Here is a 22,800-nt window from a genome sequence, read left to right as displayed (position 1 = left end):
AGAAGAATTAGCTTAAGCTGACGAATGAAGAATTCAGCAGTTCCAGATGACCGTCAAGGTCACGCTTCACATTTCCGCAGTAGGAACCCATGATCGAACCGGTGGTCCGTTCAGCTTGCACAGGGCAATTCCCGGAGCAGAGAAAAGCGATATTGCATGCTGTGCACGCTGGCTGATTCAAGACATGACGGCCTTGCCATAACTCCAGCTTCTGTTGATCCAGCTCGAGCTGCGGATAATAGGTTCCGAGACTCCACTTCTTGTCGCCTATGATGCTGGTGCACGGGTAGACCTGATGATCCGGTGAGAAGGTGAAGGTTTTTCCTCCGGCTGCCTCACAAAAGTAAACATTAGGGAAATAGTTATCCGTAACGATGCCGGTATCCAGGACCTTCTCAAACGGCAAGGCGAGTCTGGTTAGGTCACTGTTTAATGTCGTATTCAGCCTTTTGAGCTTGTCGTTTGGCACATGCGTTTTGATAGATTCAGTAAGCTGGTAATTGGGCAGCAGACCCGGGGCGGAATTCCCGGCATAATTCTCCACAGGAGACAGTGTAACCGAGAAGTTAGAGTGAGTGTTCCAATGCCTGTCTCCGAAAAAATCCAGCAACTCATTCAGATGCTCTATATTCTCACCATCCAGATTGACGCGAATCGTAATGTCGAATTGATGCTCCAGAAAGGCGTCAATCTGTTCTGTTATTTTCCGGAAGGTTCCCTGGTTGGCGTGAGTGATCCGCCGTTTGTCATGAATGGCCTCGGGGCCGTCAATCGTAAGCTGGATCTTGATCATGTCCTTATAAGGCTCCAGGAGGTTCTGGTAGTGAGACAGGAAGACCCCATTTGAAATGATCGTTCCTGTAATCCCCCGTTCCTGGGCCAGGCTGAGAATAAGCCCGACAACAGAATCATTCAGGGGAAGGAGCGGTTCTCCGCCAAAAATAATAAAATGATGCTTAGTCGAATAGTGCTTGTCCATCATTTGATCCATAGCCAGGAAGGCAGCGCGGACCTGATCTTCGGTCATTCGTTCATTGCTGGAGCGGATCTCTTGGGGTTCAAAGCAGTAGACACATTTCAAATTACAGGTCATCGACGGGCAGAATACAAATGAAATTTCAGCGGAGTGATGATGATCCAGGTATTCTTTGTATCGGCTGATCAGGGTTTGCTCCTCGGCTCTATCTTCATAAAGATAGCCTCTTTCCATCAGAAACTGCTCTTCTTGAGCAGAAAGCGTGCCGGTAGCAGACGGTTGTTTTTGAAGGAATTGGCTGATATGCTCTTCCACAAGATCCATCGCACCTGAGAGCGAATTGAAGATCAGATGCCGGCCATTGCTTAAGCGGCAGGTTAAAATATAATCGGAAATATACATAATTTATCCCCCTGGTAAGAACAGCGGGAAGGCATAATCATGCGCTTCCCGCTATTGTCCAATAATAAGGATGCTGTTAGATGGCTTTTTTGGTCGGGTTGTTGATTTGAATGGATGCTTTTTGGCAGCAGGCCATTGGAACCGTAACTTCTTCAAGGTCTTTGGCTGAGAGATTCGTCCAGAGATCCTTGCTCTTCGTCAGTGATTTCATGTACATTACCTCCTCTCCTAAGAGAATATCTATGACAAGGCGGATGCCTTGACATCAAGGGAATGCTGCTCACTCTTCACTTGTAGTAGCTCTCAAGCAGACGGTCCCGGTGAAGGTCCAGATAAGTCTTCAAGTACTGCCTTGTGAAGCTGCAGCTCGCTTCAAATTCTCTCAATTCACCCTCACTGCTTCCTTTGAGAACACAACCGCCCCCGCACAGAGGAGCAAGATTACACTGGCTGCATTTGTCATTCACTGCGATATCCCGGTGCCATCTCTGCCACTTTTCTTCATTTAACTGCAGCCCTTGAAGATAGCTCCCGATCGAATAATCCGGGAATCCCACGGTTTCGACGCATGGATACAGCAGCCCGTCTGCACCGAATACGAGATTATGAAGCCTCGAAGCACTGCAGCCGGATAAATCGAAATAGTAGTGCTCATCGTCTGTATCAAAAATAGCTTTGCGGAGTATCCTCAGCTTCTTCTCCATGAAATATCCCAGGCTGACCCTGTATCTTGCGCGGGCGGCTTCCCAGTCGGGAAAGAGCGAATGAAGCTGCTTCAGCAGCTCATACTCAGGCTGAAAGCCGGTAACATTGCCTGTATTGAAATTATCGTTAATCGGAGCAATCTGGCAGGAGAAATCAGGTGAGCTTGTCCACTGCAGCCGCTCGAACCCGGCGAATATTTCCGGCAGATACCGGACGTTCTCCCGGCCTGTATTGATCCGCACAGTGACGGGAATCTGATGCTCGAGGAGAAAAGTAATGTTCGCGCAAATCAGGTCGAAGCTGCCGCTGTTGTCCCTGTATTTTCGCAGCTGGTCATGAATCTCCTTCGGGCCGTCAAGGGTGATCTGCATATGATGGAAATGCGCAGAATGTTTCTGAAGAAAAGGGAAATACGCACCGAGCTCGCTTCCATTCGTGATGGAGAGAATAGGCCAGTTCCGCTCGATCGCCTGCTGCAATATGTGCTCTACCAGGGATTGATTACGGGCCAGGAAGGGCTCGCCGCCGAAAAGCTCGAACTGGACGTCCGCATCTGGCTGTTTCTGTACCATTTGATCCATAGCTTGAAACATCTCATGAATCTGTGTAGGTGTAAGTGTTGGCGAGTCCTGGTGAATGCCGGATTGGAAGCAGTAGGGACAGGCGAGATTGCATTTATAGGTAGGGCAAATCGTGAAGTGTAAGGCCTGGCGCGAGCGGTAAAGAGTATCCAGGGATTCCCGTACAAATTGTTCTTCGTTCTTATCCGTAAGATAACCCCTGCTTTTAAGCAGGGTAAGCGTTTCCGGATCCAGATCGTTTAATGCAGATGTATCGGAGCTTCTATTAAAAAGAACACGGGCTACCTTAGGCTCAACCAAGTCTACAGCGCCGGTTAATGTATTCATGATCAGCAGAACATCATCGCTTAATCTGTGTTTGTAGTTATACTTAGACAATCTCATACGCCCTCATCCTCCTCAGGACTGATAGAGTTGCACTCACTAACTTGTAAATAATGTAAAACTTTTCCGGATGGACAACTATGATAAAAGTCATAAAATAGGAATTAATCTAATAAATGAGATAAAAAATAGGGAATTAGCAAAAAACCTCTGATCTGCGGAGCTACAGCAGCCAGCCCATAGCGTTCCGCCCACTTTTCCCGAAATCAGGTGCACTTATGCTCCTCATTCGCTCATTCCGCCGACCGTGACCGGATCTTCACGCCAAAAAAACCAGCATCCGCAGATGCTGGCGTCTATACAGTACTTCTATAAGCGCTCCTTCCTAAGTAGAGGGAGACAACGTAAGCGTGAAGGTTTTATCGAACGGGGTCACGAGGTTAACCTGCACGGTTTTGTAGTTCTTGAGCGAACCGGATTCCGGGGCTGTTCTGCCGAGATGCGCCATTTCGCCGCCCGCCAGGTCGATCCAGTCTCCGCCATACGTGTACCGGAGCTGTCCTCCGCTCCATAGGAAGTTATCCTCGTCCAGCGTCTGCAGCTCACCTGAAGTGAAGTTGCCTTCCCAGCCGAATTTGAAGGACAACTGGGCCAGGACCTGGGCAGGCTCCGCGCAGTGCAGCCGGATCTTCCAGCCCGTCTTTGTACGGTGCACCTCTGTCTCAACAGATAACGTCTGCTCATGGGTCAGCGGACGGCTCTGATGCGGCAAAAGATACCACGGACTGACAGCTGTTCCCGCTTCCGGCGGGAGCAGTGCCCCCTCAACCGGACCGTAGTAGCCCTTCTTCTGCACGCCCTTCAGAGAATAGCCCTCCGGCAGCCGGGTCATCTCCTGCATCGGCACGAAACCGGGATTGAAGCTGGTATTCAGCTGAACGGCCAGCAGCCTTACAGCACCGTGGCGCATCGCGAAGAACGATGGCGTCTCCGTGATCAGCGTCACGCTGGTCGCCCCGTCTCTTAGCCGGGCTACAGGCGCCCCGAAGTCGGTATGCAGCCGGCTGTGGTAGATCTTCCCCTGGTGACCCGCCGACTCCATTCTTTGCAGATAGCGCTCCCGCAGGAAATCACCATTCAGGATTTGTTCATACTGCACGGGTAGCTCTGCCGTAACCTCCGGCGGCCGCTGCAGCTCCGGCTCCAGCAGCATCCGTACCAGGGCGTTCACCGAGCATACGCCCGGATTGGACAAGGAGCGTCCGGCCCATTCCGCCATACCCGCCAGCACGGCATCCTTGTCCGAACGGGCAAGAATCGCATACGGCAGATAATAAGGGGACAGATCATGGAGCACCCCCAGATCCTGCCGCCCGGAATAATCGGTTACGACTTCGCCGGACGGGTGAACAAGGTAGACCATCATATGCAGATTCCGGCGCACCGGGTCCAGCAGCTCCGGCTTATCCAGCAGCCGGGCGGCATGAATCAGCATAATATCACTTACGGCACTGTAGATGCCGTTGCTCCGCTCGGTCCATTCCCCGTCCGGTGTAATATCCATTCCTTCCGCCAGCCATTCATCCGACCGCTGCCGGGCCTTTTCTTCGCCGAACAGCTCATAGAGAAACCCAAGCGCCGCGCACATCACCCAGCGGTGATTCGGAGTATGGACTCCGCCCGTAAGCATTACGGGGAGGGACTGCTTAAGGAACAGGAGCATGTTGTCCAGCACCGGCTGAAGCGGAGCCCACTGCTGCTTCGCCAGCAGCTGATATAACTGCGCGTAGCCGACCACAACGAAGGCCGTATCCGGCGGCGAATGATAATTCGTCCAGCCGGGGGAGATAGAGCCGTCCTGATGCTGGAAGCGCAGCACGAACTCCGTGGCCAGCTTCAGCCGCTCCAGCAGCTCCTCATCCCGGTAATACCGGGAATCCGGGTTCACCAGCGCCGCACCCCAATAACACATGTCCGTCGGGGTGCCGGTGGTGTGATTCACCCAGGCAATCCCAGTATGGGGATCAAGGGTTCCTCCATAATACAGGTCGCTCTCATCCAGCACTTGCCGGGGAATTCCCTGTTCTACTGCTCTGTCATTACTATCCACCAGTTGCTTATACATTGCGCTTCCTCCTTGCGGATATCTCGGAACTCCCGAAGCTCTCGCCAATCAGCCTTCGTCCTATCCCCTGCGTGCCAGCTTGGCTGTTAGCAGACGGTGACTCTCATGAATCTCTTCCGGGCGGCAGGCAGCCTTCAGCTCATACACCTTGACCTGCGCCTGCTCAATCATCGGCAGATAGGCATCGTAGAAATCCGGATCTCCGCTGTTCACATAAGGGCACCAGTGGTCGGCAAGGCCGATCGTCTCATGAATATGGACACCGACGATATCATCCATCAGCCCTTCCATTTCCCCTATACTGTCATACAGGCCCAGACGGTCCATCATGATGGCATGGCCTGTGTCATACCAGATGCCGACCGGCGCTCCTTTTAAAGCATTAATTATCGTCTTCGCTTCCGCCAGCGTCGGAATCTGCTGCGGCTTGGAGCGGGTCTCGATGCCGAAGCGGACATTCAGCCCCTTGGACACCGCACGGTTACACACCTCGTCCAGACTCTCAATAATAGTCTGCACATAGCCTGCACTGTACGCTTCACGCCGCTCCATCAACTCCGCCCACTTGCTGCGGTAGGCCGCCGAATCCCTGCCCTGCCCCCCGTAGATCTGCTCCAGCTCCCCGGAGATATCATACGGGAACGGTACCTCGCCCGGATGCACTACTACAGCTTCGCCGCCGTAACGCTGAGCGTATTCTGCCGAGCGGACCAGCAGGTCTATCGCCCGCTTCCGTTTCTCCTTGTCCTCGAAGCCCAGCAGGACCGAATCCGTGCCATAGTCAGGGTCCGGAACATGAGGGAACGTATTATGAACGCTCGATATGCCGATCTCCCCGCGTTCAATCATCGGCTCGATGGTAACCAGCATTTCCTCCGTCACATTATAGTTCAGCTCTACTCTGCGGAATCCCAGCTCGCGGATCTCATTAAGCAATCCATCACCTGTAGTATGACGTCTCATGTTCCAGCAGGTTGAGAATGAAAACTCTCCCTTATCCATCTTCTCTGTCTCTCCTCTCGCTGTACCGCAGTGTCGTTAGTTAGCCCTTCACAGCTCCTAGCATAACACCGCTGACGAAATATTTCTGCAGCCAAGGATAGACGACCAGAATCGGTACCGTGGCGAAGACGACAGTAGCGGCCTTGAGGCTCTCCGGCGGCAGCTTGGTGCGGGCCGCTCCCTCCAGGTTCGTCAGCTCAGTGATCATATTGTTCTGAACCATCTGGAAGAGCTTCAACTGAAGCGGATACAGGTCAGGGTTATTGATGTACATCAGGGAATCCTGGAATCCGTTCCAGCGTCCCACCGCATAGAAGAGCGCGAGTGTAGCCATAACCGGCATGGATAACGGCAGCACGATTTTCAGCAGGGTGCGGATATGCGAGCTGCCATCAATCTCTGCTGACTCTTCCAGACTCGGCGGAATGCTGCGGAAGAAGGAGATCAGGATAATCAGGTTGAACGGGCTGACCAGACCGGGCAGAATCAGCGACCATACAGAATCGATCATATGCAGATCACGGATCAGCAGGTATTCAGGAATAATACCGCCGCTGAAGAACATGGTGATAATGATCAGGTACATGAACATCGTGCGGCCCTTCAGCTTGCTTTTGGTCAGCGGGTAAGCGGCTGCAACGGTGAATAGCATACATAATACAGTAGTCGCAACCGTCAGGATAATGGTGAAGATCAGCGAGCGGATCATCGCATTGTCGGTGAAGACCTGCACATAAGCCTTCCAGTTCAGCTCAATCGGAAAAATCGTAACTTCCCCGGAGGTAATAGCCCGCGTGGAGCTGAGGGACACTGCAATAACGTGTACAAACGGAGCCAGGCAGAACAGCACGAACAGTGCAATAAAGGTAACGTTAACGATATCGAATATCCGGTTAGAGGTACGTTCACTCATCGTACTCCGCCTCCTTTCTGTATAATCATAGAATGCCGTCGCCGGTCACTTTTTTCGATATATAATTGGAACCAAGGATGAACACCAGTCCAACCACCGCCTGGAACAATCCAACTACAGTTGCCAGCGTATACTGGCCCGATTCCAGACCAATCCGGTAGACGAAGGTACTAAGCACATCGGAGTATTCGCGCACTGCCGTGTTCCCGATGATGTAAGGACGATCGAAGCCGATGCTGACCATTTTCCCCAGGTTGAGAATGAGCAGGGTAATAATGGTTGGTTTGATACTGGGCAGCGTAATGTAGAGGATCTTCTTCATCCGGGTAGCCCCATCCACTTCAGCAGCCTCGAACAGCTCGCGGTTGACACCGGTAAGCGCCGCCAGATACAGGATGGTGCCCCAGCCGGCACTTTGCCAGACACCAGTGAACAGATAAGTAATCAGCCATGGATTTTTTTCGGTCAAAAATGGAATAGGGTTCAGCCCCATACTCTCCAGCAGGCCGTTCACCATACCGGATTGGTTGCCGAACAATTGATAGACGATCCCCCCGATGATGACCCAGGAAATGAAATGGGGAATGTAGAGAAGGGTCTGTGATATTTTTTTGAACCATACTGATTTCACTTCATACAGCATAATAGCCAGAATAATCGGGGCCGGGAAAGACACTATCAAATCGAGAAAATTCAGCATAAACGTATTGCGCAGACTGCTGTAGAACTCCTTCATGCCAAACACTTCGCGGAACGCATCGAAGCCGATCCACTCACTGCCGTTGATGCCTTGGAACAGGTTGAAATCCTTAAAGGCAATCTGCACCCCGTACATCGGGCCGTAGCGGAAAATCAGGAAATACATAATGGGCAGTGAAAGCAGCGCGTATAGTTGCCAGTACCTTCTGATGTAAGACGCTTTGCTCAAGTTCCTCTCCTCCTATGGAGAAAAAACCGGGCAGAGCAGCATGCAAGCTCCCCCCGGTTTTCACTTTTTTTTAGTTTATTTGGCTGAAATCTCTGTAAGCGCCTGCTCCAGCTCCGCTTTCAGCTTGTCTCCGCCCAGAGACATGTAGTCCTTCATTTCCTGTTCGAAAATCGTATCGAATTGATCCGGTTTCGCCATCGCGGTCTTTACGATAATCACGTTCAGCTTGTCGCTGAGCGTAGTGCCGTATTTCGATTCTGATTCAATCGGCTTGCCGAAGACGATAGGACCCACAGTATCTGTGTTGGCAATATCAATAGATTGCTTCAGCGCCTCCTGGTTGTTCGCAGGGAAGCCCATAATCCAGGCTTTCTCATTGGTGGCCTGATCGCCGAGGTTCTTACCGTTGGAGATAATCGCGGTGTCCCCGGAAGTGAACAGACGGTCTTGGAATTCCTGGGAAACATCAGCCTTAACTACCGGAATACCATCCACCATATCGTAGTTCTCGCCTTCAACGCCGTTGTAGATGTCAATCAGATTGTTGCCGGTTGCCATCCAGTCAAGGTATTTCACAGCTTCCACCGCACGCTTGCTGCTCTTAGGAATCATGATGTACATACCGTTCGAGGCATAGCGGGATTTGATATACTTATTGTCCACTTTGGCATTGGTGAGGACATCCACCGGCTGCAGCTTGCTGCCCGGTACATTCTTGTAGAGATTATCCAGCGTACCGTCGGCATAGAACAGACTGTCCACATCCTCGGAGAAGAAGCCGACGTTGCCGTTCTGAATGTCCTTGGACACCTGGGCTTTGTCTTCATCCAGACTGAAGTCCTTGCTGACCAGCCCTTCATTGTAGAGCTTGTTGAGGAACTGTGCCGCATCCTTGAAGCCCTCATGCAGCGGCAGCTCGTAGCGCTGGCTGTAAGTAAGGTCGCCGCTGATCGGCTTGATGAAGGAGTAGATCAGCGTCTCCAGCTGAGCGGAGCCGAGGGACATGCCCATCGGAATAGTTTTGCTGCCCAGACCGGCCGGGTCCTTCTCTTTAAACGCTTTCAAAGTTGTGTAGAGCTCATCGGTGTTCTTCGGTACCGGCAGCCCCAGCTTATCCAGCCAGTCCTGGCGGATGTATGAAGTGTAGCGGCCTGTAATCGCCCGTTTACCCGGAATCGCGAATTGCTTGCCATCGAGCTGGCCGAAGGCCATCGTCTCATCACCAATGAATTTCTTCAGGGTCTGGCCATGCTCCTCTAATAAGGGACCCACATCGGTCAGCCCGCCTTGCTGGGCGTAACGGTAGAAGACACTGGAATCATAAGTGAAGACAATATCCGGCACATCTGTATTGCTGGCCATCAGTACGTTCAGCTTGGTCACTTCCTCTGAACGCTGCACTGGAACGAATTCTACATTGATATTATTCGGATCACCGAAATTTTTCTGAATCATCTGAGACATGAAGTTATTGGTAATGGTGTATTGCTTCGGCGTTTTACCGCGGTCGAAGATCTCTACCTTCAAGGTTACGCGGTCAGCGCTCTTCCCGGGTGCATCTGTACCTCCGGCTGCCGAATTCGATTTACCGTCCGAGGAACAGCCTGCAAGCAGAGTAGCTCCCATTACTGCGGTCAAGCCGATGCCGATTGCCTTCTTCAGAACTCTTTGGTTTACGTTCACTGTCATTGTTCCATCTCCCTCGCCTTAGCAGGCTATAATGGTGACTTCATGATACCCCCGAGCTTCACTGTGCCCGTACTATTAACAATGTCCCGTACAAGCCTGTATTCCCCTCAGCGTTCAAGGCAGCTTGTTGTTCCGGGATGACCACAGTATTCCATAACTTTAGAAGGTCTGACAATAAACCTGTTTCGGATGCGATAAAGCGCCTGAATTCGGACATCCGGTTTATCAGACCAACCATTTTCGTACAATAAACCGCTTTCATATGGGCAAAAACACAGGCCGCATCGCTATTCGCCCCCTTGTTCAGAGGTTGGCGTAAGAGAAATGCGGCCTGGACCTTACACCGATGCAGCAGATGATTCCCCTGCTTCACCGGCTAATGGAATTCCTTCATGATTACAGCTTACTCTAGTCCTGCGGCTCCAATCTGGAGGCTGCTTCGCGGCGTCTGGAGGAGCGGTAATCGCCCGGCGTGATACCGGCAATCCGCTTGAAGACTCTGCCGAATGAAATGGCATTCGCATATCCTACTTGAAGCGCGATATCCTGCAGGGAACAATCCGTATCTATCAGCAGCTGCTCGGCTTCCTTCATCCGCAGCTCGGTGAGGAAATCCACGAACTTCATTTTGAATTCAGTCTTGAACAGATAGCTCGCGTATTTGCCGGAGACCTGGAACCGGTCACTCAGATGCTTCAGCGAGAGATCGGGATTAGTGAAGTTCTCTTCGATATAATCCTTCATCTCATTGACCATGGCCCGGTAGCTCTTCGTTTCGCTGGCAGAGACATAGGTACGGAATAAATCAGTGACATATTCGAATAGAATGGACTTCACTTCATGCAGCGCCTCTGCCTCTTCCAGCTGCTTCAGCCGGACTTCTGCATTCTCCGCCGACAGCTCGTCCTGCAGCTGCTCAGACATCACCGCCACTTCCCGGCTCAGCATCTGCAGCATAGCCTGGATCAGGGAACGGATATCCTCGTCCTTCAGGAAATCCTGTTCGAACGACTCGAAGATCCGTTCCAGCTGCTCCCGCCACTGCCCGCTCGACATGCGGAAATACTTCACAAATTCAGCGATCATCTGCAGATATTTATACGTCTCAAGCAGCGGCTGGCGCGCTTCGCCGCTGCCTGCCAAGACGATATCCTCATGAATCAGCAGCTTGTGCTGCATCACATATTCGGCTGCCGCATAAGACTCCCGGATCATTCCCGGCCCGGCGGCGGCGGAGCCGATGCCGAAGCTGAGCGAGATCCGCAGATTCTGCTCGACCCAGGAGCGGCAATCCTCCGCGAAGACCCGGAGTTTGGACTCCATCTCCTGATCGCTGCCGGTCGCCAGGAACAGGATCGCTGCGCGTTCGGTGCCCACCCATTCCGCCCATCCCTGCAGCTCCGCATTCCGCGCCAATTCCTGGAATACATTCATCAGGGCAAATTTCAGCGTATTCTGATCCCCCCGGGTATACCGGTCCTCGAAGACCTGCTCGTAGCGGTTAATCTCCCCAAGCACAACGATGAAGCGCGAGGAGGCATTCGCACCGGTAAGCGGAGACAGCTCCTCCAGCCGCCGGGTTACCTGCTCCAGCCGCTCGCTGTGCAGCAGATCGGTGAACAGCTTGCTGCGCTGCAGCAGCAGGTTCTCCCTGGTTTTGGTATCATAATCGGTCATGTGGTTAATCAGATCCTCCAGCACGCCGTCAATCAGCATCATCTCGTCCGGCCTGTCGGTAGACTGATCCATCATGCGGATCTGATGGCCCTCAATCCGGTTCATAATCACCTGGATTGGCTTATAATTGCGCCGGGTTACATAGATCAGATACAATACCGCACAGACCACGGTCCCCACCGCAATCGCTACCCAGAGATAAGAGATCACAGAGACCCAGCTGAACAGATTCCCAGCCTTGATTCCGCTCTCGAACGTCCAGCCGTTTCTCTCCAGCTTAAGTGTGTTCAGCAGCTTGCCGTCAGCCGCACCTTCCGTATCGGAATGGGCCTGGTACACCTTGTTGCCATTAGCGTCCAGAATCGTCATGAACGAGAGCTGCTGGTTAACCATGCTGTCGATGAGCTGCTCCAGGGCACTCATTTTGATATTAATGACCAGTATTCCCCCGGAGCCGAAGGGAAGCGGCATGGCTTTATTGGTAGTCAGCACACGAATTTCTGTACGCTGGGACAGATCCGAATGGTAATCCCTGACTGGTTGCCAGCCTTCCGGTACTGTTGGTTTCGAAGCCATGGCTCTGATCCATTCCTCATCGGCGAATCCTTCCAGCTCCTTCAGCCCCGTATCGGTTAGAACGCTTCCACGCACACGGTCGTACAAATACACCGACTGGATATACGAGGATTCCTTAATCAGATTGCGCAGACTCAAGGCAACAGCATAGATAGTCGATCTGTCCGTCACCCCCTGATTATTGAAGTAGAGCTTGTAAGCATCGCTCCGCTCTACCGCATCCAGCACCGACAGCTCAGCTTCCTTAATCGTCCGGTCCACACTATCCCTGAGATAGCTGGCGGAGATGCGGTCTGCCTTCTTCGTTTCCGTCCGGGAAATATCATTAATAAACACAAAGGAGGCAAAGATCAGAATCGTCACCGTCAGCAAAAATATAGGGAAATAAGACAGCAGCAACCGGCGGTACCAGGAACGGAACATTCGACAACCTCCTCCACAACCATCAGGATACCCGGCCGTATCCGGCCGCTTCATATATACTTCGTCCAAGGCTGCTCTGCGGCGGCTCTCCGACATCAGATCTATTTCAACTGCGGCAATTTCTTCAACTGACCGCCGTTCGAATTCCTGCCATTATAGCACATACGCTTCTCCTCCAGCTAACCAGATAAAGTCAACTCCCCCCGGGCCTTTTTCCCCGGTATACCTCTGCAACCGACTCCGGGACTGCCTTCAACCCACTTGGCCCCGCCTGCAACCGACTCCGGCACTGCCTTCAACCCACTCGGCCCCCCTGCAACCGACTCCGGCACTGCCTTCAACCCACTCGGCCCCCCTGCAACCGACTCCGGCACAACAGGTGGATAAATGTATCTTATTTATTCAATTGCTTACGTTAATACCCAAGCAAGTGGAAAAACAGCATTTAATAGTATCGATAATGGCACTTTGAATGAAATGTGATTAAATTAAGTGCTGTTTTTCCAACTGCTGTTGTACCAGGATTCATTCTTCCGGCAGCAAGTGGAGTAATTCCAACTAACTCCGCCCGCAGCTTCCACCTGATCTATGGATTTCATGAAAAAAAGGAGCGCGCACAGCCGCAGCTGTGCACCCCCGCATATTCCTGCCCTTCAGACATACAGGCTGCCACCCGGATGTCCTACAAACCGCTATGTTCCCGGATATACCGCCGCGCCTTGATCGCATATTCCAGCGGATCGGCCAGCGCCGGGTCCTGCTCCGCTTCAACAACGAACCATCCCGTATAGGAAGAGGCAGCCAGTTCGGCAAAAATCTCTCCGAACGCGATGCAGCCATCGCCCGGTACGGTGAAGGCTCCCGCTTTTACCGCCTGAAGGAAGCTAAGATTCTCCGCCTTCACCCGCTGGACCACCTCCGGCCGGATATCCTTCAGATGCACATGCTTAATCCGCGGCAGATGCTCACGCAGCACCTCCATCGGATTCTCACCGGAGAAGGCCAGATGCCCCGTATCGTACAGCAGTGACACTTCGTCTGGATCTGTAAGCTCCATCAGCCGGGCAATCTCCGCTGCAGTCTGTACCCCGGTGCCCATGTGATGGTGATAGACCAGCGACATGCCCTTCTCGGCCGCCAGCCGTCCTAGTCCGCCCAGCCCCTCTGCGAGCTTGGTCCATTCGCTATCGGTGAATACCGGCTTATCAGCGAACAACGGCGTATCCATCTGCCCCTGAATGCTCCGGCCCTGCTCAGATACGACAATGACCTTGGCGCCCATCTCATGCAGGAAATCCCGGTGCGCTCTGAACGCTTCAGCCGTCTCTTCATACGGCCGCACCGTCAGGAAGGCGCTGAACCAGGCACTGGCAATACTCAGACCGCGCAGTTCCAGTGCCTTGTGCAAAAGCTCCGGGGAACGCGGATACTTGTTGCCCACCTCACTGCCCTCATATCCGGCAAGCGCCATCTCGCTGATGCATTGCTCGAACGTATTGCCGCCCCCCAGCTCAGGCATATCATCATTCGTCCAGGCAATCGGAGCGATCGCCAGCCGGACGGCCTTGTCTCTGAACATGCTCATGTTCTACCCCTTCCACAATCCCAAGTATGGCAGAATCCTTCTTTCACTGCGCGCCGTCTGCCTTGGTTCGCGCACATGCAGCACCCGCTTAGTAGCTTCGGGCTGCCTCGAGACCGCTGCGCTTCCGGTCATAAGCTTCCTGTACCGCTTCTTTGCCGGACACTTCCGCAACCCCGACATTCCACCAGGCGCCATAGCCGTGGGTCATGGTCTTCGGCAGTACTTTGATGTCGATCAGCGTGGAACGTTCCGACTGGCGGGCCGCCGCCAGGGCCGTGCGAAGCTCCTCAACTGTAGACGCGCGGAAGGTCTGCACTCCATAACCGGCCGCACTCGCCGCATAGTCAATCCGCATCAGCTCACCGCTGAGCTGGCCGTCCGCTTCGCGGTAGCGGAATTCTGTGGCCATGCTGTCCATTCCCTGTTCCATCTGCAGATTATTAATGCAGCCGAAGCCTGCATTATCCAGCAGAAGGACGTTGATCTTCCGCTTCTCCTGTAAGCTGGTTACCAGCTCAGAATGCAGCATCTGGTAGCTGCCGTCCCCGACCAGCGCATAGACTTCACGCTCCGGCTCAGCCAGCTTGATGCCCAGCGCCCCGGCAATCTCATAGCCCATACACGAGAAGCCGTATTCCATATGATAGGTATCCGGCACCTCCGAGTTCCACATCCGCTGCATATCTCCCGGCAGACTGCCCGCCGCTCCAATGACAATCGCATCCTGCGGAATAGCTTCATTAATGATCCCCAGCACCTGCGTCTGGGTCAGCGAAGTGCCTAACACCTCTGCATATTCGGGGAGCTTCTCATCGAGATGTCCGGCGACCTCCGGGGTGAACGACGTTGTAGAGCGGTCTGCTCCCGGCACACCAGCAGCGGCGTTATCGTCAACACTCTCCACAGACGCGCCGCCCGCTGGCCCTGTATTCTCCGCATTCACCGGATACTCCACCCCAGCCAGACGTTCTCTCTCCGCAGCCCACGACTTCTTCGCCCGGGCGATCTCACCCGTATATGCAGAGCGGTACCCCCGCTCTTCCAGCGCTGCGGCTAAGGCGTTCAAGCCTTCGGCAGCATCGCAGACTACCGCCAGCGCGTCCAGCTTGGCCGCATGATAGGGCGAAGCGTTCAGCGTCAGGAATTCCACCTCAGGATGACTGAACAGACTCTTCGAGGCGGTGGTGAAGTCCGTAAACCGGGTGCCGACACCGATCACCAGATCGGCCTCCGGGGCCAGCGCATTCGCGCAGCCGTTGCCGGTGACGCCGATGCCGCCGAGGTTGTACTCGAAGCTGCTGGCTACGGCGCTTTTTCCGGCCTGGGTCTCTCCGAACGGAATGGCGAATTTCTCGGCAAAAGCGCGCAGTGCCGCTCCGGCATCCCCATACCGGACACCCCCGCCGCAGACCAGCAGCGGCCGCTGCTTGCTTGCGATCAGCTCAGCCGCCGCCGCGATCTCCTGCGGGTGCGGCAGCCGGGCGATGACCCGGTGAATCCGCTTGCGGAAGAAATCCGCCGGATACTCCCAGGCTTCGCCCTGCACATCCTGCGGCAGCGCAATGGTCACTGCTCCGGTATCGCCCGGATCAGTCAGCACGCGCATCGCGCTGAGCATTGCGGACATCAGCTGCTCCGGCCGGGTTACCCGGTCCCAGTATTTGCTGACCGCCTTGAAGGCATCATTAACCGTGATCGACAAGTTATACGTATGCTCCATCTGCTGGAGCACCGGGTCAGGCTGGCGGGTAGCGAAGGTATCTCCCGGCAGCAGCAGCACAGGAATCTGATTCGCCGTTGCTGTTGCCGCAGCCGTCAGCATATTAGCAGCTCCTGGCCCTACTGAAGCGGTGCAGGCCATGATCTTCCGCCTGCGGCTCTGCTTGGCGAATGCGGTTGCCGCGTGAACCATCCCTTGCTCATTGCGTCCCTGATAGACGGTCAGTTCTCCCGGCGCCTCCTGCAGTGCCTGCCCCAGGCCCAGTACATTGCCATGCCCGAACACGGTAAATACCCCGTGCACGAAGCGTTCCGGCCCGCCGCCGTAATCCACATATTGCTGATTCAGAAATTTAACCAGCGCCTGCGCTGTCGTTAATCGGATACGTTCCACTTCTTGTCCTCCCTTCGCCTTGTCTACTGCCAGCGGGCAGTGACGACTTTTTTGCGCGTATAGAATTCTACCCCGTCGCTTCCGTTCGCATGAAGATCGCCGTAGAACGAATCCTTCCAGCCCGAGAACGGGAAGAAGGCCATCGGTGCAGGCACTCCAACATTGACTCCCAGCATGCCGGACTCGATATGTTCGCGGAAGTAACGGACCTTCCCGCCATCATTCGTGAATATACAAGCCCCGTTCGCAAACCGCGAGCGATTCGCGATCTCCACCGCCTCGGCCACATCCTTCACCCGGATCACTGACAGCACCGGTGCAAAAATCTCCTCCTGCCAGATCTTCATCTCCTCCGTCACCCCGTCGAACAGCGTAGGTCCGATGAAATAACCTTCTCCCTGCACCGCCGCATCCTCACGGCCATCCCTGAGCAGCTTCGCGCCTTCGGCAATCCCCTGTTCAATGTAGCTGACAGTGCGCTCTTTATGGCCTTGACGGATCACCGGCCCCAGGAACGTATCCTCCTCCAGCCCATTCCCGATGGTCATGCTGTTACACTCCCGCAGCAGGATCGAGATCAGCTCGTCGGCGACTTCCTCCTGCACCGTTACCACCGAGCAGGCCATGCAGCGTTCCCCGGCAGAGCCGAAGGCCGCATTCACAATCTGGGAAGCTGAGGCTTCCAGGTTCGCGTCCGCCAGCACGATCGAGTGGTTCTTCGCTCCGGCCAGCGCCTGCACGCGCTTGAGATGGTCCGTTCCTTTTTTGTATACATATTCCGCCACCGGCTGCGATCCGACAAAAGAAATCGCCTTCACATCCGGGTGCTCCAGCAGCCCGTTCACTACCTCATGCGCGCCGTTCACCACATTCAGCACACCGTCCGGCAGTCCGGCTTCCTCCAGCAGTTCCGCAAGGCGGGCTGCCAGGAGCGGTGTCCGCTCCGAGGGCTTCAGCACAAAGGTATTGCCGCAGGCAATCGCCAGCGGGAACATCCAGCACGGCACCATCATCGGGAAATTGAACGGGGTAATCCCGCCGACCACCCCGATTGGATAACGGTACATCCCTGACTCGATGCCCGTCGCAATATCCGGCAGCTGCCGGCCCATCATCAGCGTCGGAGCGCCTGCCGCGAATTCTACGCATTCAATGCCGCGCTGGACCTCGCCGTAGGCTTCTTTGAAGCTTTTGCCGTTCTCCAGGGTGATGATCTTCGCCAGCTTCTCCCAATTCTCAACCAGCAGCTGCTGATATTTGAACAAAATCCGTGCTCTGCGCGGCACCGGTGTTGCGGACCAGCCTGCAAAAGCTGCCTTAGCCGCCGCCACCGCCCGGTCTACATCGGCTCTGCCGGATAGAGGCGTTCTGCCCAGCAGCTCACCTGTGGCCGGATTCACTACCGGCTCCGTCTGCTCCGTATCGGCTGTTACCCATTGCCCGCCGATATAATTTTTGAGTACTTGTGACGTTTGCTCTGTCATTTATGTCCACTCCTTCGGTTCTATATATTAAGCTGCTTATGATTGCTTATTGCGCTCCTGCCGTAACTTCCTCGTTGGTTCGCAGGAATTCCTCCAGCTCCTCCAGGGTTGGCATAGCATCGGAGCAGCTGTGGCGGGAGATGACAATGGATGCCGAAGCACTGCCGCGCCGCATAGCCTCGCTGACACTATGCCCGCTCATCAGAGCGTGGATGAAGGCTGACGCATAGGAATCGCCTGCGCCGAACGTCTTAAGGACCTTAGCCGGGAAAATCCCGCTCCGGTGGCTCTGCCCATCCGCTGTATAGCCAATCGAGCCGCTGCCGCCGTGCTTGATGACCACCAGCTCTGCCTGATGCGAGAACCAGCGGGCTGCTGTGGCCTGGTCATCAGCGCCAGCCAGATTATACAGATTCTCCATCATGTCGAATTCTTCGCGCGTGCCGATGATGCAGTGGCTTTTCTCGGCAGCAAGGTTATAGTAGACCGCCGTTTCAGCGGGTGATGTCCAGGTATAAGGGCGGTAATCGAGATCGAAGAACACGGTCACGTTATGCTTGCGGGCGAATTCCAGCGCCAGGAACACCGCTTCGCGGGAAGGACTCTGCGCCAGCGCCGTACCGGAGATGAGCAGCGCCTTGGAGCTGGCGATGTATGCCTCGGAGATCTCCTCCGTGTTCAGCAGCAGATCGGCCACGTGGTCGCGGTACATCAGAATGCTGCATTCCTGCGGGCTCTTAATTTCTGTAAAAGCCAGCCCCGTCACCGCACCCGTCCGGTCCACGCAGACCTGGCTGTCGTCGATGCCATCCTTGCGCAGATAGCTGCGGATGAACCTGCCCATCTGGTCGTCGGCCAGCTTGCCGATGAAGCCGGTACGCATACCGAGCCGCGCTGCACCGATGATAATATTGGCCGGAGAGCCGCCGACATATTTGGTGAAGGTCATCGTCTCTTCCATCGGCCGCCCAGTTTCATTGGCGTTCAAATCTATACACAACCGGCCAACAGCAACTACATCCAGCCGCCGGTCAGGGTCGAACTGTAAACCGTTCATAGTGATGCCTCCTTGATCAAGCTAGGGAAAAGGTAGTTCATTCGGTAATACGAATGGCTGTAAATCGTCGTCAATTGGACAGTGAAGCTGTAATTCGTACAGTGGAGCTGTACATCGTGCAGGGAAGTTGTAATTCGTACAGTGGAGCTATACATCGCATAATGAAGTTATAAAATCGCACAATCGTAAGGTTAGTTTGATAAGCTGCTGTAAGAGTCATTTGGCGTATAACTTGGCGTGCAGTTGAGTATTTCAACGTTTGATTGTTTCCTTTGGAACAGAATGTTTCAATTCATCTCTGGGTGGAGGGTAAGCGCTTAACCTAATTTTCTACTTTAGTATAGTTTAGAAGCGTGCTTTTGGCAATCCTCAATTTGAAAGCGATATCAATAATCGGGTGGCAGGCATTGAAGAGGAACATCTCCCTCGGAAAAACAGGTGGAAAAACGCAGCTTAATTCCGCGGTTTTTGACGATTAGAAGCAAGCAAGTGGACAAACAGCACCTCCTCTGATTGATTTTGCTGCCGGGATTATTTAAGTGCCATTTTTCCAACTAATGTCCCTCTGGCGGGCAATCGTTCCTCAGCAATTGTAGTAAATCCACTTGTTCTCCGCCTTAGCACACGCTGCTGCCTAACGGGGAGAGTCGGCTGGAAGATTGTGTTCGGTTTCTCGCATACATCCGGTCCATGTCCCTCCACACACTCGCGCTCTTCCACACTACTACAGCACGCAAAAAAGACCCGCTCCCGGCCGAAGCCGGAACAGGTCTTGAATAGATAGTATGTGGTTACTGCGGAACTGGCCCCGTAGAATGGCGGATGACCAGCTCGGGCATCAGCATGATTTTGCGCTTGGGACTGGTGGGGTTGCTGATCGATTCATTAAGCAGAAGCATCGCCTGCTCAGTCATTTCGCGCAGAGGCTGGGCGATACTGGTCAGCGAGGGATGGCAGATTTCGGCCAGCATCGTATTGTCGAAGCCCACTACGGACAGGTCTCGGGGAATGGACAGGCCGGCACTGCGCGCCTCCTTGAGTACCCCGATCGCCAATAGATCATTACAGGCAAAGATGGCTGTGGGACGGATGTCCTGTGCCTGATTCAGCATCTCTGCCGCTGCTGTGCGCCCGTTCTCCAGCGTAGCCGAGGTATGGATCATATTCGCCGGATTGTCAAAAGAAATTCCCGCCGCCTTCAGCGCATCCAGAAACCCTTCCACACGCAGCATGCTTCCGGGCAGATTGTCAGAGATGACTCCTAGCCTGCGGTGACCAAGGGACAGCAAATATTCCGTGGCCTGATAGCCGCCTTTGTAATCATCGACGGTGACGCTGTTGCCCTCCAGCATACGGATATCGGCTGAGAACAGCACGAGCGGCACATGATCAGCCACCATTCCGCGAATCAGCTCAGGATTCCCCGTATGAGAAGCAATAATCAGGCCATCCACCCGTTTGCGCAGCAGCAGCGAGATATACCGGGCCGCCTTCTCATCGCTGCGGTCTGTACTGCATACGATTAAGTCGCTGCCCTGCTCCTGGGCAACATCCTCGATGCCGCGGGCCGTCTCCGCAAAAAAAGGATTGGCAATATCGGGAATCATCAGCCCGATGGTCCCCGTCCGGCGGCTGGTCAGGGCAGAAGCTACCAGACTGGGCTGGTAGTTCAGCTCCTCCATGACCCGCCCTACCTTTTCCCGCGTCTTGTCGCTGATCCGGCCGCTCTTATTCAATACCTTGGACACCGTAGCGATAGAGACGCCTGCTTCCCGTGCCACATCATAAATCGTAGGTTTCATCGTTATTAAGCCCGCCTTTGCGTTCATGCCTTCTAATAACTAAATTATAAGGAATTCCTCCAGTGGTGTCTATTCAACAGGTGTGCCGCCACAGATTGGTTTACCGGTTAACACGAGTCAGCTCCGCCAGTTCGCTCAAGTCCTGTTACTTTCCGCAAATCCTGCACATAATGCAACATCCTCTCTCCGCATAGTCTCCAAACGCAGAATTGTTGCACTTTTAGCAGGATTCTGCCTCCTTCCGGCAACCTACTGGAGATATTGTTGCATTCCCTGCAACATCTCTGCCAAACTACCAGCTATCTATTCCTCATTGTTGCAAAAAATACAGCATTTCGCACAAAAGCCAACTCCGAATCACTATATCGACAACGTCACAACGTTTCATTTGGATTGTAATGGCAGAAAAGGCCTCCGCCCAGCGGAAGCCTTAAGATTACTCTATGAAACTGCCGCCCTCCCCGTTCACTCTTCCCCCGCAGGCGCACCTGCACCCGGCTTGAACAGCCACTCATGATCGGGATCATTGTGGAACACCCACGTGCGGACAGGTCCGGCCATTACGTTAAGATAATATGAGTCATATCCCGGCGGCGCTGAGACAGGGTGATAACCCTCCGGCACCAGCACGATGCTTTTATCCGGGACAGCAATCGTCTCGTCGAGGCTGCGGTCATCATTGTAGACCCGCTGCACCACGAAGCCCTTGCCGGGATTGACCCGGTGATAGTACGTCTCCTCCAGGTAGGATTCGGCCGGCAGGTTATCCTGGTCATGCTTGTGCGGCGGATAACTGGACCAATTGCCGCCGCCCGTGCGCACCTCAACCACCAGCAGGCTCTCGGCCACGCTGTGCTCCGGCAGGATATTAACGACTTTGCGGGTCATGCTGCCATAGCCGCGGTCCTCGATTGCCGCATCTGACGGGGTAATCAGCCGTGCCGGATATTTGCCGCTTCCCGGAGCAAGGCAGACCCCAAGCTCCAGCTCTGTCAATGCGCTAACCTCATAATGCGCCCCCGCCGGAACATATACCGCATAAGGAGCTCTATCTTCAAAGACCGACATCCGTCCGCCGATATCGGCGAACCGCTCGCCATCCACCACTATATCTGCTTTGCCCGCCAGCAGTACCAGGCAGATCTCGTTCCCACCGCTATCACGTTCCAGGGTAGCCCCGGCCTGCAATTGGTACACTTCAAACCCGACATATTTCCATCCGGCGCTCTCCGGGCTGACCGCAGCGATACAGCCATCCTTATCAGGCGCTCCGGCTTTAATGAGTAAATCAGACATCTTCGTTCATCCTCCTCTGTCTTCGAAATCTGTATCCGCTTACAAGGCTTGCAGTTCAGAAAACCCTGCTTCCGCAGCAGTTACAGACAGCTTGACGGGAAGTCCGCTCAGATACGATTCTCTGGCTGCTTCAGCAATGAGCTGTGCGGCTTCGCCGTCACGGCCGCTGCAAATCACCGGCTCCTGCAGCCTTACCGAACGGGCAAACGCAACAATCTCCTCCATAAATGCCTGGTTATAGCGCTCCAGGAAGAAATGCTCCGGCTGATCGCGGGTAACCGAAGTCGCGGTGGATACCTCCACCGTCGTCGGGCGGCAGTTGTCAGCCGTCGCAGAACCCAGCGTTCCGAACACCTCGACCCGCTGATCATATCCGTATACGGCCTTCCGGCTGTTGTCGATCACACAGATCGCCCCGTTCACGAACGTCAGTGTAATGACGGCGGTGTCCACATCCCCGCAACGGCCGAACATCGGATCAATCAGATTCGCCCCCCGGGTGTAGACCTCGGCCACTTCACTGCCTACCAGATAACGGGCCATATCGAAATCATGAATCGTCATATCCATGAACATTCCGCCCGAAGACCGAACATAAGCCTCACCGGGAGGCTGCGGGTCACGCGAGGTGATCTTCACAATATGCGGATTTCCCAGTTCCCCAGATTGAACCAGCCGCTTCAGCTTGCGGAAGCTGGGGTCCATCCGGCGGTTGAAGCCTACTTGCAGCAGCACACCAGCGTCCTCTGCCGCCTGCAAGGCCCGCCGGGTCTCTTCCGAGGAGAGGCTAATCGGCTTCTCACAGAAGATATGTTTACCCGCAAGCGCGGCCCGCTCAATCCACGACGCATGCGAATCGGTCGGCGTGCAGATGAACACCGCTTCAATCTCAGGATCATTCAGTATATCTTCACCCGCAGCAAAAACAGAGCCAAGCCCCCTGCTCTCTGCCCAGGCCAGCAATTCCTCACTCATCATAGCTTCAGCAATGGACTTCAGCTTGAACGACGGCATCGCACGCAGATTGTCTGCGTGGAGGCGTCCGATTCTTCCCGCACCGATAATGCCAACTACAATCGGTTTAACCATGTTCGCTTATCCTCCTCGAAGGGTAAGCGCTTAACCTTCCCGAGAATAGTATA

At 54.3% G+C, this 22,800-nt stretch carries 16 protein-coding genes; all 16 read right to left on the bottom strand.

Going from position 1 to position 22,800, the window contains the following annotated elements; genetic code table 11:
- Nucleotides 1–7: 7 nt before the first annotated feature.
- Nucleotides 8–1,378 (bottom strand): radical SAM protein, encoded by a 1,371-nt coding sequence (locus NSS83_RS27925; RefSeq protein ID WP_341346940.1) that lies wholly within the window; start codon nt 1,376–1,378, stop codon nt 8–10.
- Between the two features lie 76 nt (nt 1,379–1,454).
- Nucleotides 1,455–1,589, bottom strand: coding sequence for a hypothetical protein (locus NSS83_RS27920; RefSeq protein ID WP_341187632.1), 135 nt, complete (start codon nt 1,587–1,589; stop codon nt 1,455–1,457).
- A 76-nt stretch (nt 1,590–1,665) separates the two neighbouring features.
- Nucleotides 1,666–3,048: a radical SAM protein gene (locus NSS83_RS27915; protein ID WP_341346939.1), complete on the bottom strand. Its 1,383-nt coding sequence runs from the start codon at nt 3,046–3,048 to the stop codon at nt 1,666–1,668.
- 325 nt (nt 3,049–3,373) lie between these two features.
- Complete coding sequence (locus NSS83_RS27910) at nt 3,374–5,113, bottom strand: hypothetical protein (RefSeq protein WP_341346938.1); 1,740 nt, start codon at nt 5,111–5,113, stop codon at nt 3,374–3,376.
- A 60-nt stretch (nt 5,114–5,173) separates the two neighbouring features.
- Entirely contained in the window at nt 5,174–6,115 is a 942-nt protein-coding gene (locus tag NSS83_RS27905) for a TIM barrel protein (RefSeq protein ID WP_341346937.1), read from the bottom strand.
- A 40-nt stretch (nt 6,116–6,155) separates the two neighbouring features.
- Complete coding sequence (locus NSS83_RS27900; RefSeq protein ID WP_341187628.1) at nt 6,156–7,028, bottom strand: carbohydrate ABC transporter permease; 873 nt, start codon at nt 7,026–7,028, stop codon at nt 6,156–6,158.
- A 25-nt stretch (nt 7,029–7,053) separates the two neighbouring features.
- Nucleotides 7,054–7,893, bottom strand: coding sequence for an ABC transporter permease subunit (locus NSS83_RS27895; RefSeq protein WP_341188101.1), 840 nt, complete (start codon nt 7,891–7,893; stop codon nt 7,054–7,056).
- Nucleotides 7,894–8,031: 138 nt separating this feature from the next.
- Nucleotides 8,032–9,645 (bottom strand): extracellular solute-binding protein, encoded by a 1,614-nt coding sequence (locus NSS83_RS27890; protein WP_341187627.1) that lies wholly within the window; start codon nt 9,643–9,645, stop codon nt 8,032–8,034.
- 408 nt (nt 9,646–10,053) lie between these two features.
- Nucleotides 10,054–12,321 carry an AraC family transcriptional regulator gene (locus NSS83_RS27885; RefSeq protein WP_341187626.1) on the bottom strand — a complete coding sequence of 756 codons (2,268 nt, stop codon included), beginning with the start codon at nt 12,319–12,321 and terminating at the stop codon, nt 10,054–10,056.
- Between the two features lie 682 nt (nt 12,322–13,003).
- Nucleotides 13,004–13,900 (bottom strand): myo-inosose-2 dehydratase, encoded by an 897-nt coding sequence (iolE, locus tag NSS83_RS27880; RefSeq protein ID WP_341188100.1) that lies wholly within the window; start codon nt 13,898–13,900, stop codon nt 13,004–13,006.
- A 94-nt stretch (nt 13,901–13,994) separates the two neighbouring features.
- Entirely contained in the window at nt 13,995–16,019 is a 2,025-nt protein-coding gene (iolD, locus tag NSS83_RS27875; protein WP_341187625.1) for a 3D-(3,5/4)-trihydroxycyclohexane-1,2-dione acylhydrolase (decyclizing), read from the bottom strand.
- 23 nt (nt 16,020–16,042) lie between these two features.
- Entirely contained in the window at nt 16,043–17,503 is a 1,461-nt protein-coding gene (locus NSS83_RS27870) for a CoA-acylating methylmalonate-semialdehyde dehydrogenase (protein WP_341187624.1), read from the bottom strand.
- Nucleotides 17,504–17,549: 46 nt separating this feature from the next.
- On the bottom strand, nt 17,550–18,560 hold the full coding sequence (iolC, locus tag NSS83_RS27865) for a 5-dehydro-2-deoxygluconokinase (protein WP_341187623.1): 1,011 nt from the start codon (nt 18,558–18,560) through the stop codon (nt 17,550–17,552).
- Nucleotides 18,561–19,351: 791 nt separating this feature from the next.
- The gene (locus NSS83_RS27860; protein ID WP_341187622.1) at nt 19,352–20,362 is read right to left on the bottom strand and encodes a LacI family DNA-binding transcriptional regulator; all 1,011 of its coding nucleotides are present in this window, start codon (nt 20,360–20,362) and stop codon (nt 19,352–19,354) included.
- A 465-nt stretch (nt 20,363–20,827) separates the two neighbouring features.
- Nucleotides 20,828–21,658 carry a 5-deoxy-glucuronate isomerase gene (gene iolB, locus NSS83_RS27855; protein WP_341346936.1) on the bottom strand — a complete coding sequence of 277 codons (831 nt, stop codon included), beginning with the start codon at nt 21,656–21,658 and terminating at the stop codon, nt 20,828–20,830.
- 39 nt (nt 21,659–21,697) lie between these two features.
- Nucleotides 21,698–22,747 (bottom strand): inositol 2-dehydrogenase, encoded by a 1,050-nt coding sequence (gene iolG, locus NSS83_RS27850; RefSeq protein WP_341346935.1) that lies wholly within the window; start codon nt 22,745–22,747, stop codon nt 21,698–21,700.
- Between the last annotated feature and the right edge of the window lie 53 nt (nt 22,748–22,800).

Origin of the sequence: Paenibacillus sp. FSL H3-0469 (assembly GCF_038051945.1) — a bacterium.
Taxonomy (GTDB): Bacteria; Bacillota; Bacilli; order Paenibacillales; family Paenibacillaceae; genus Paenibacillus_AQ.
Note: the sequence above shows the minus strand (reverse complement) of the source record. Positions and strands in the feature narration are given on the sequence as shown.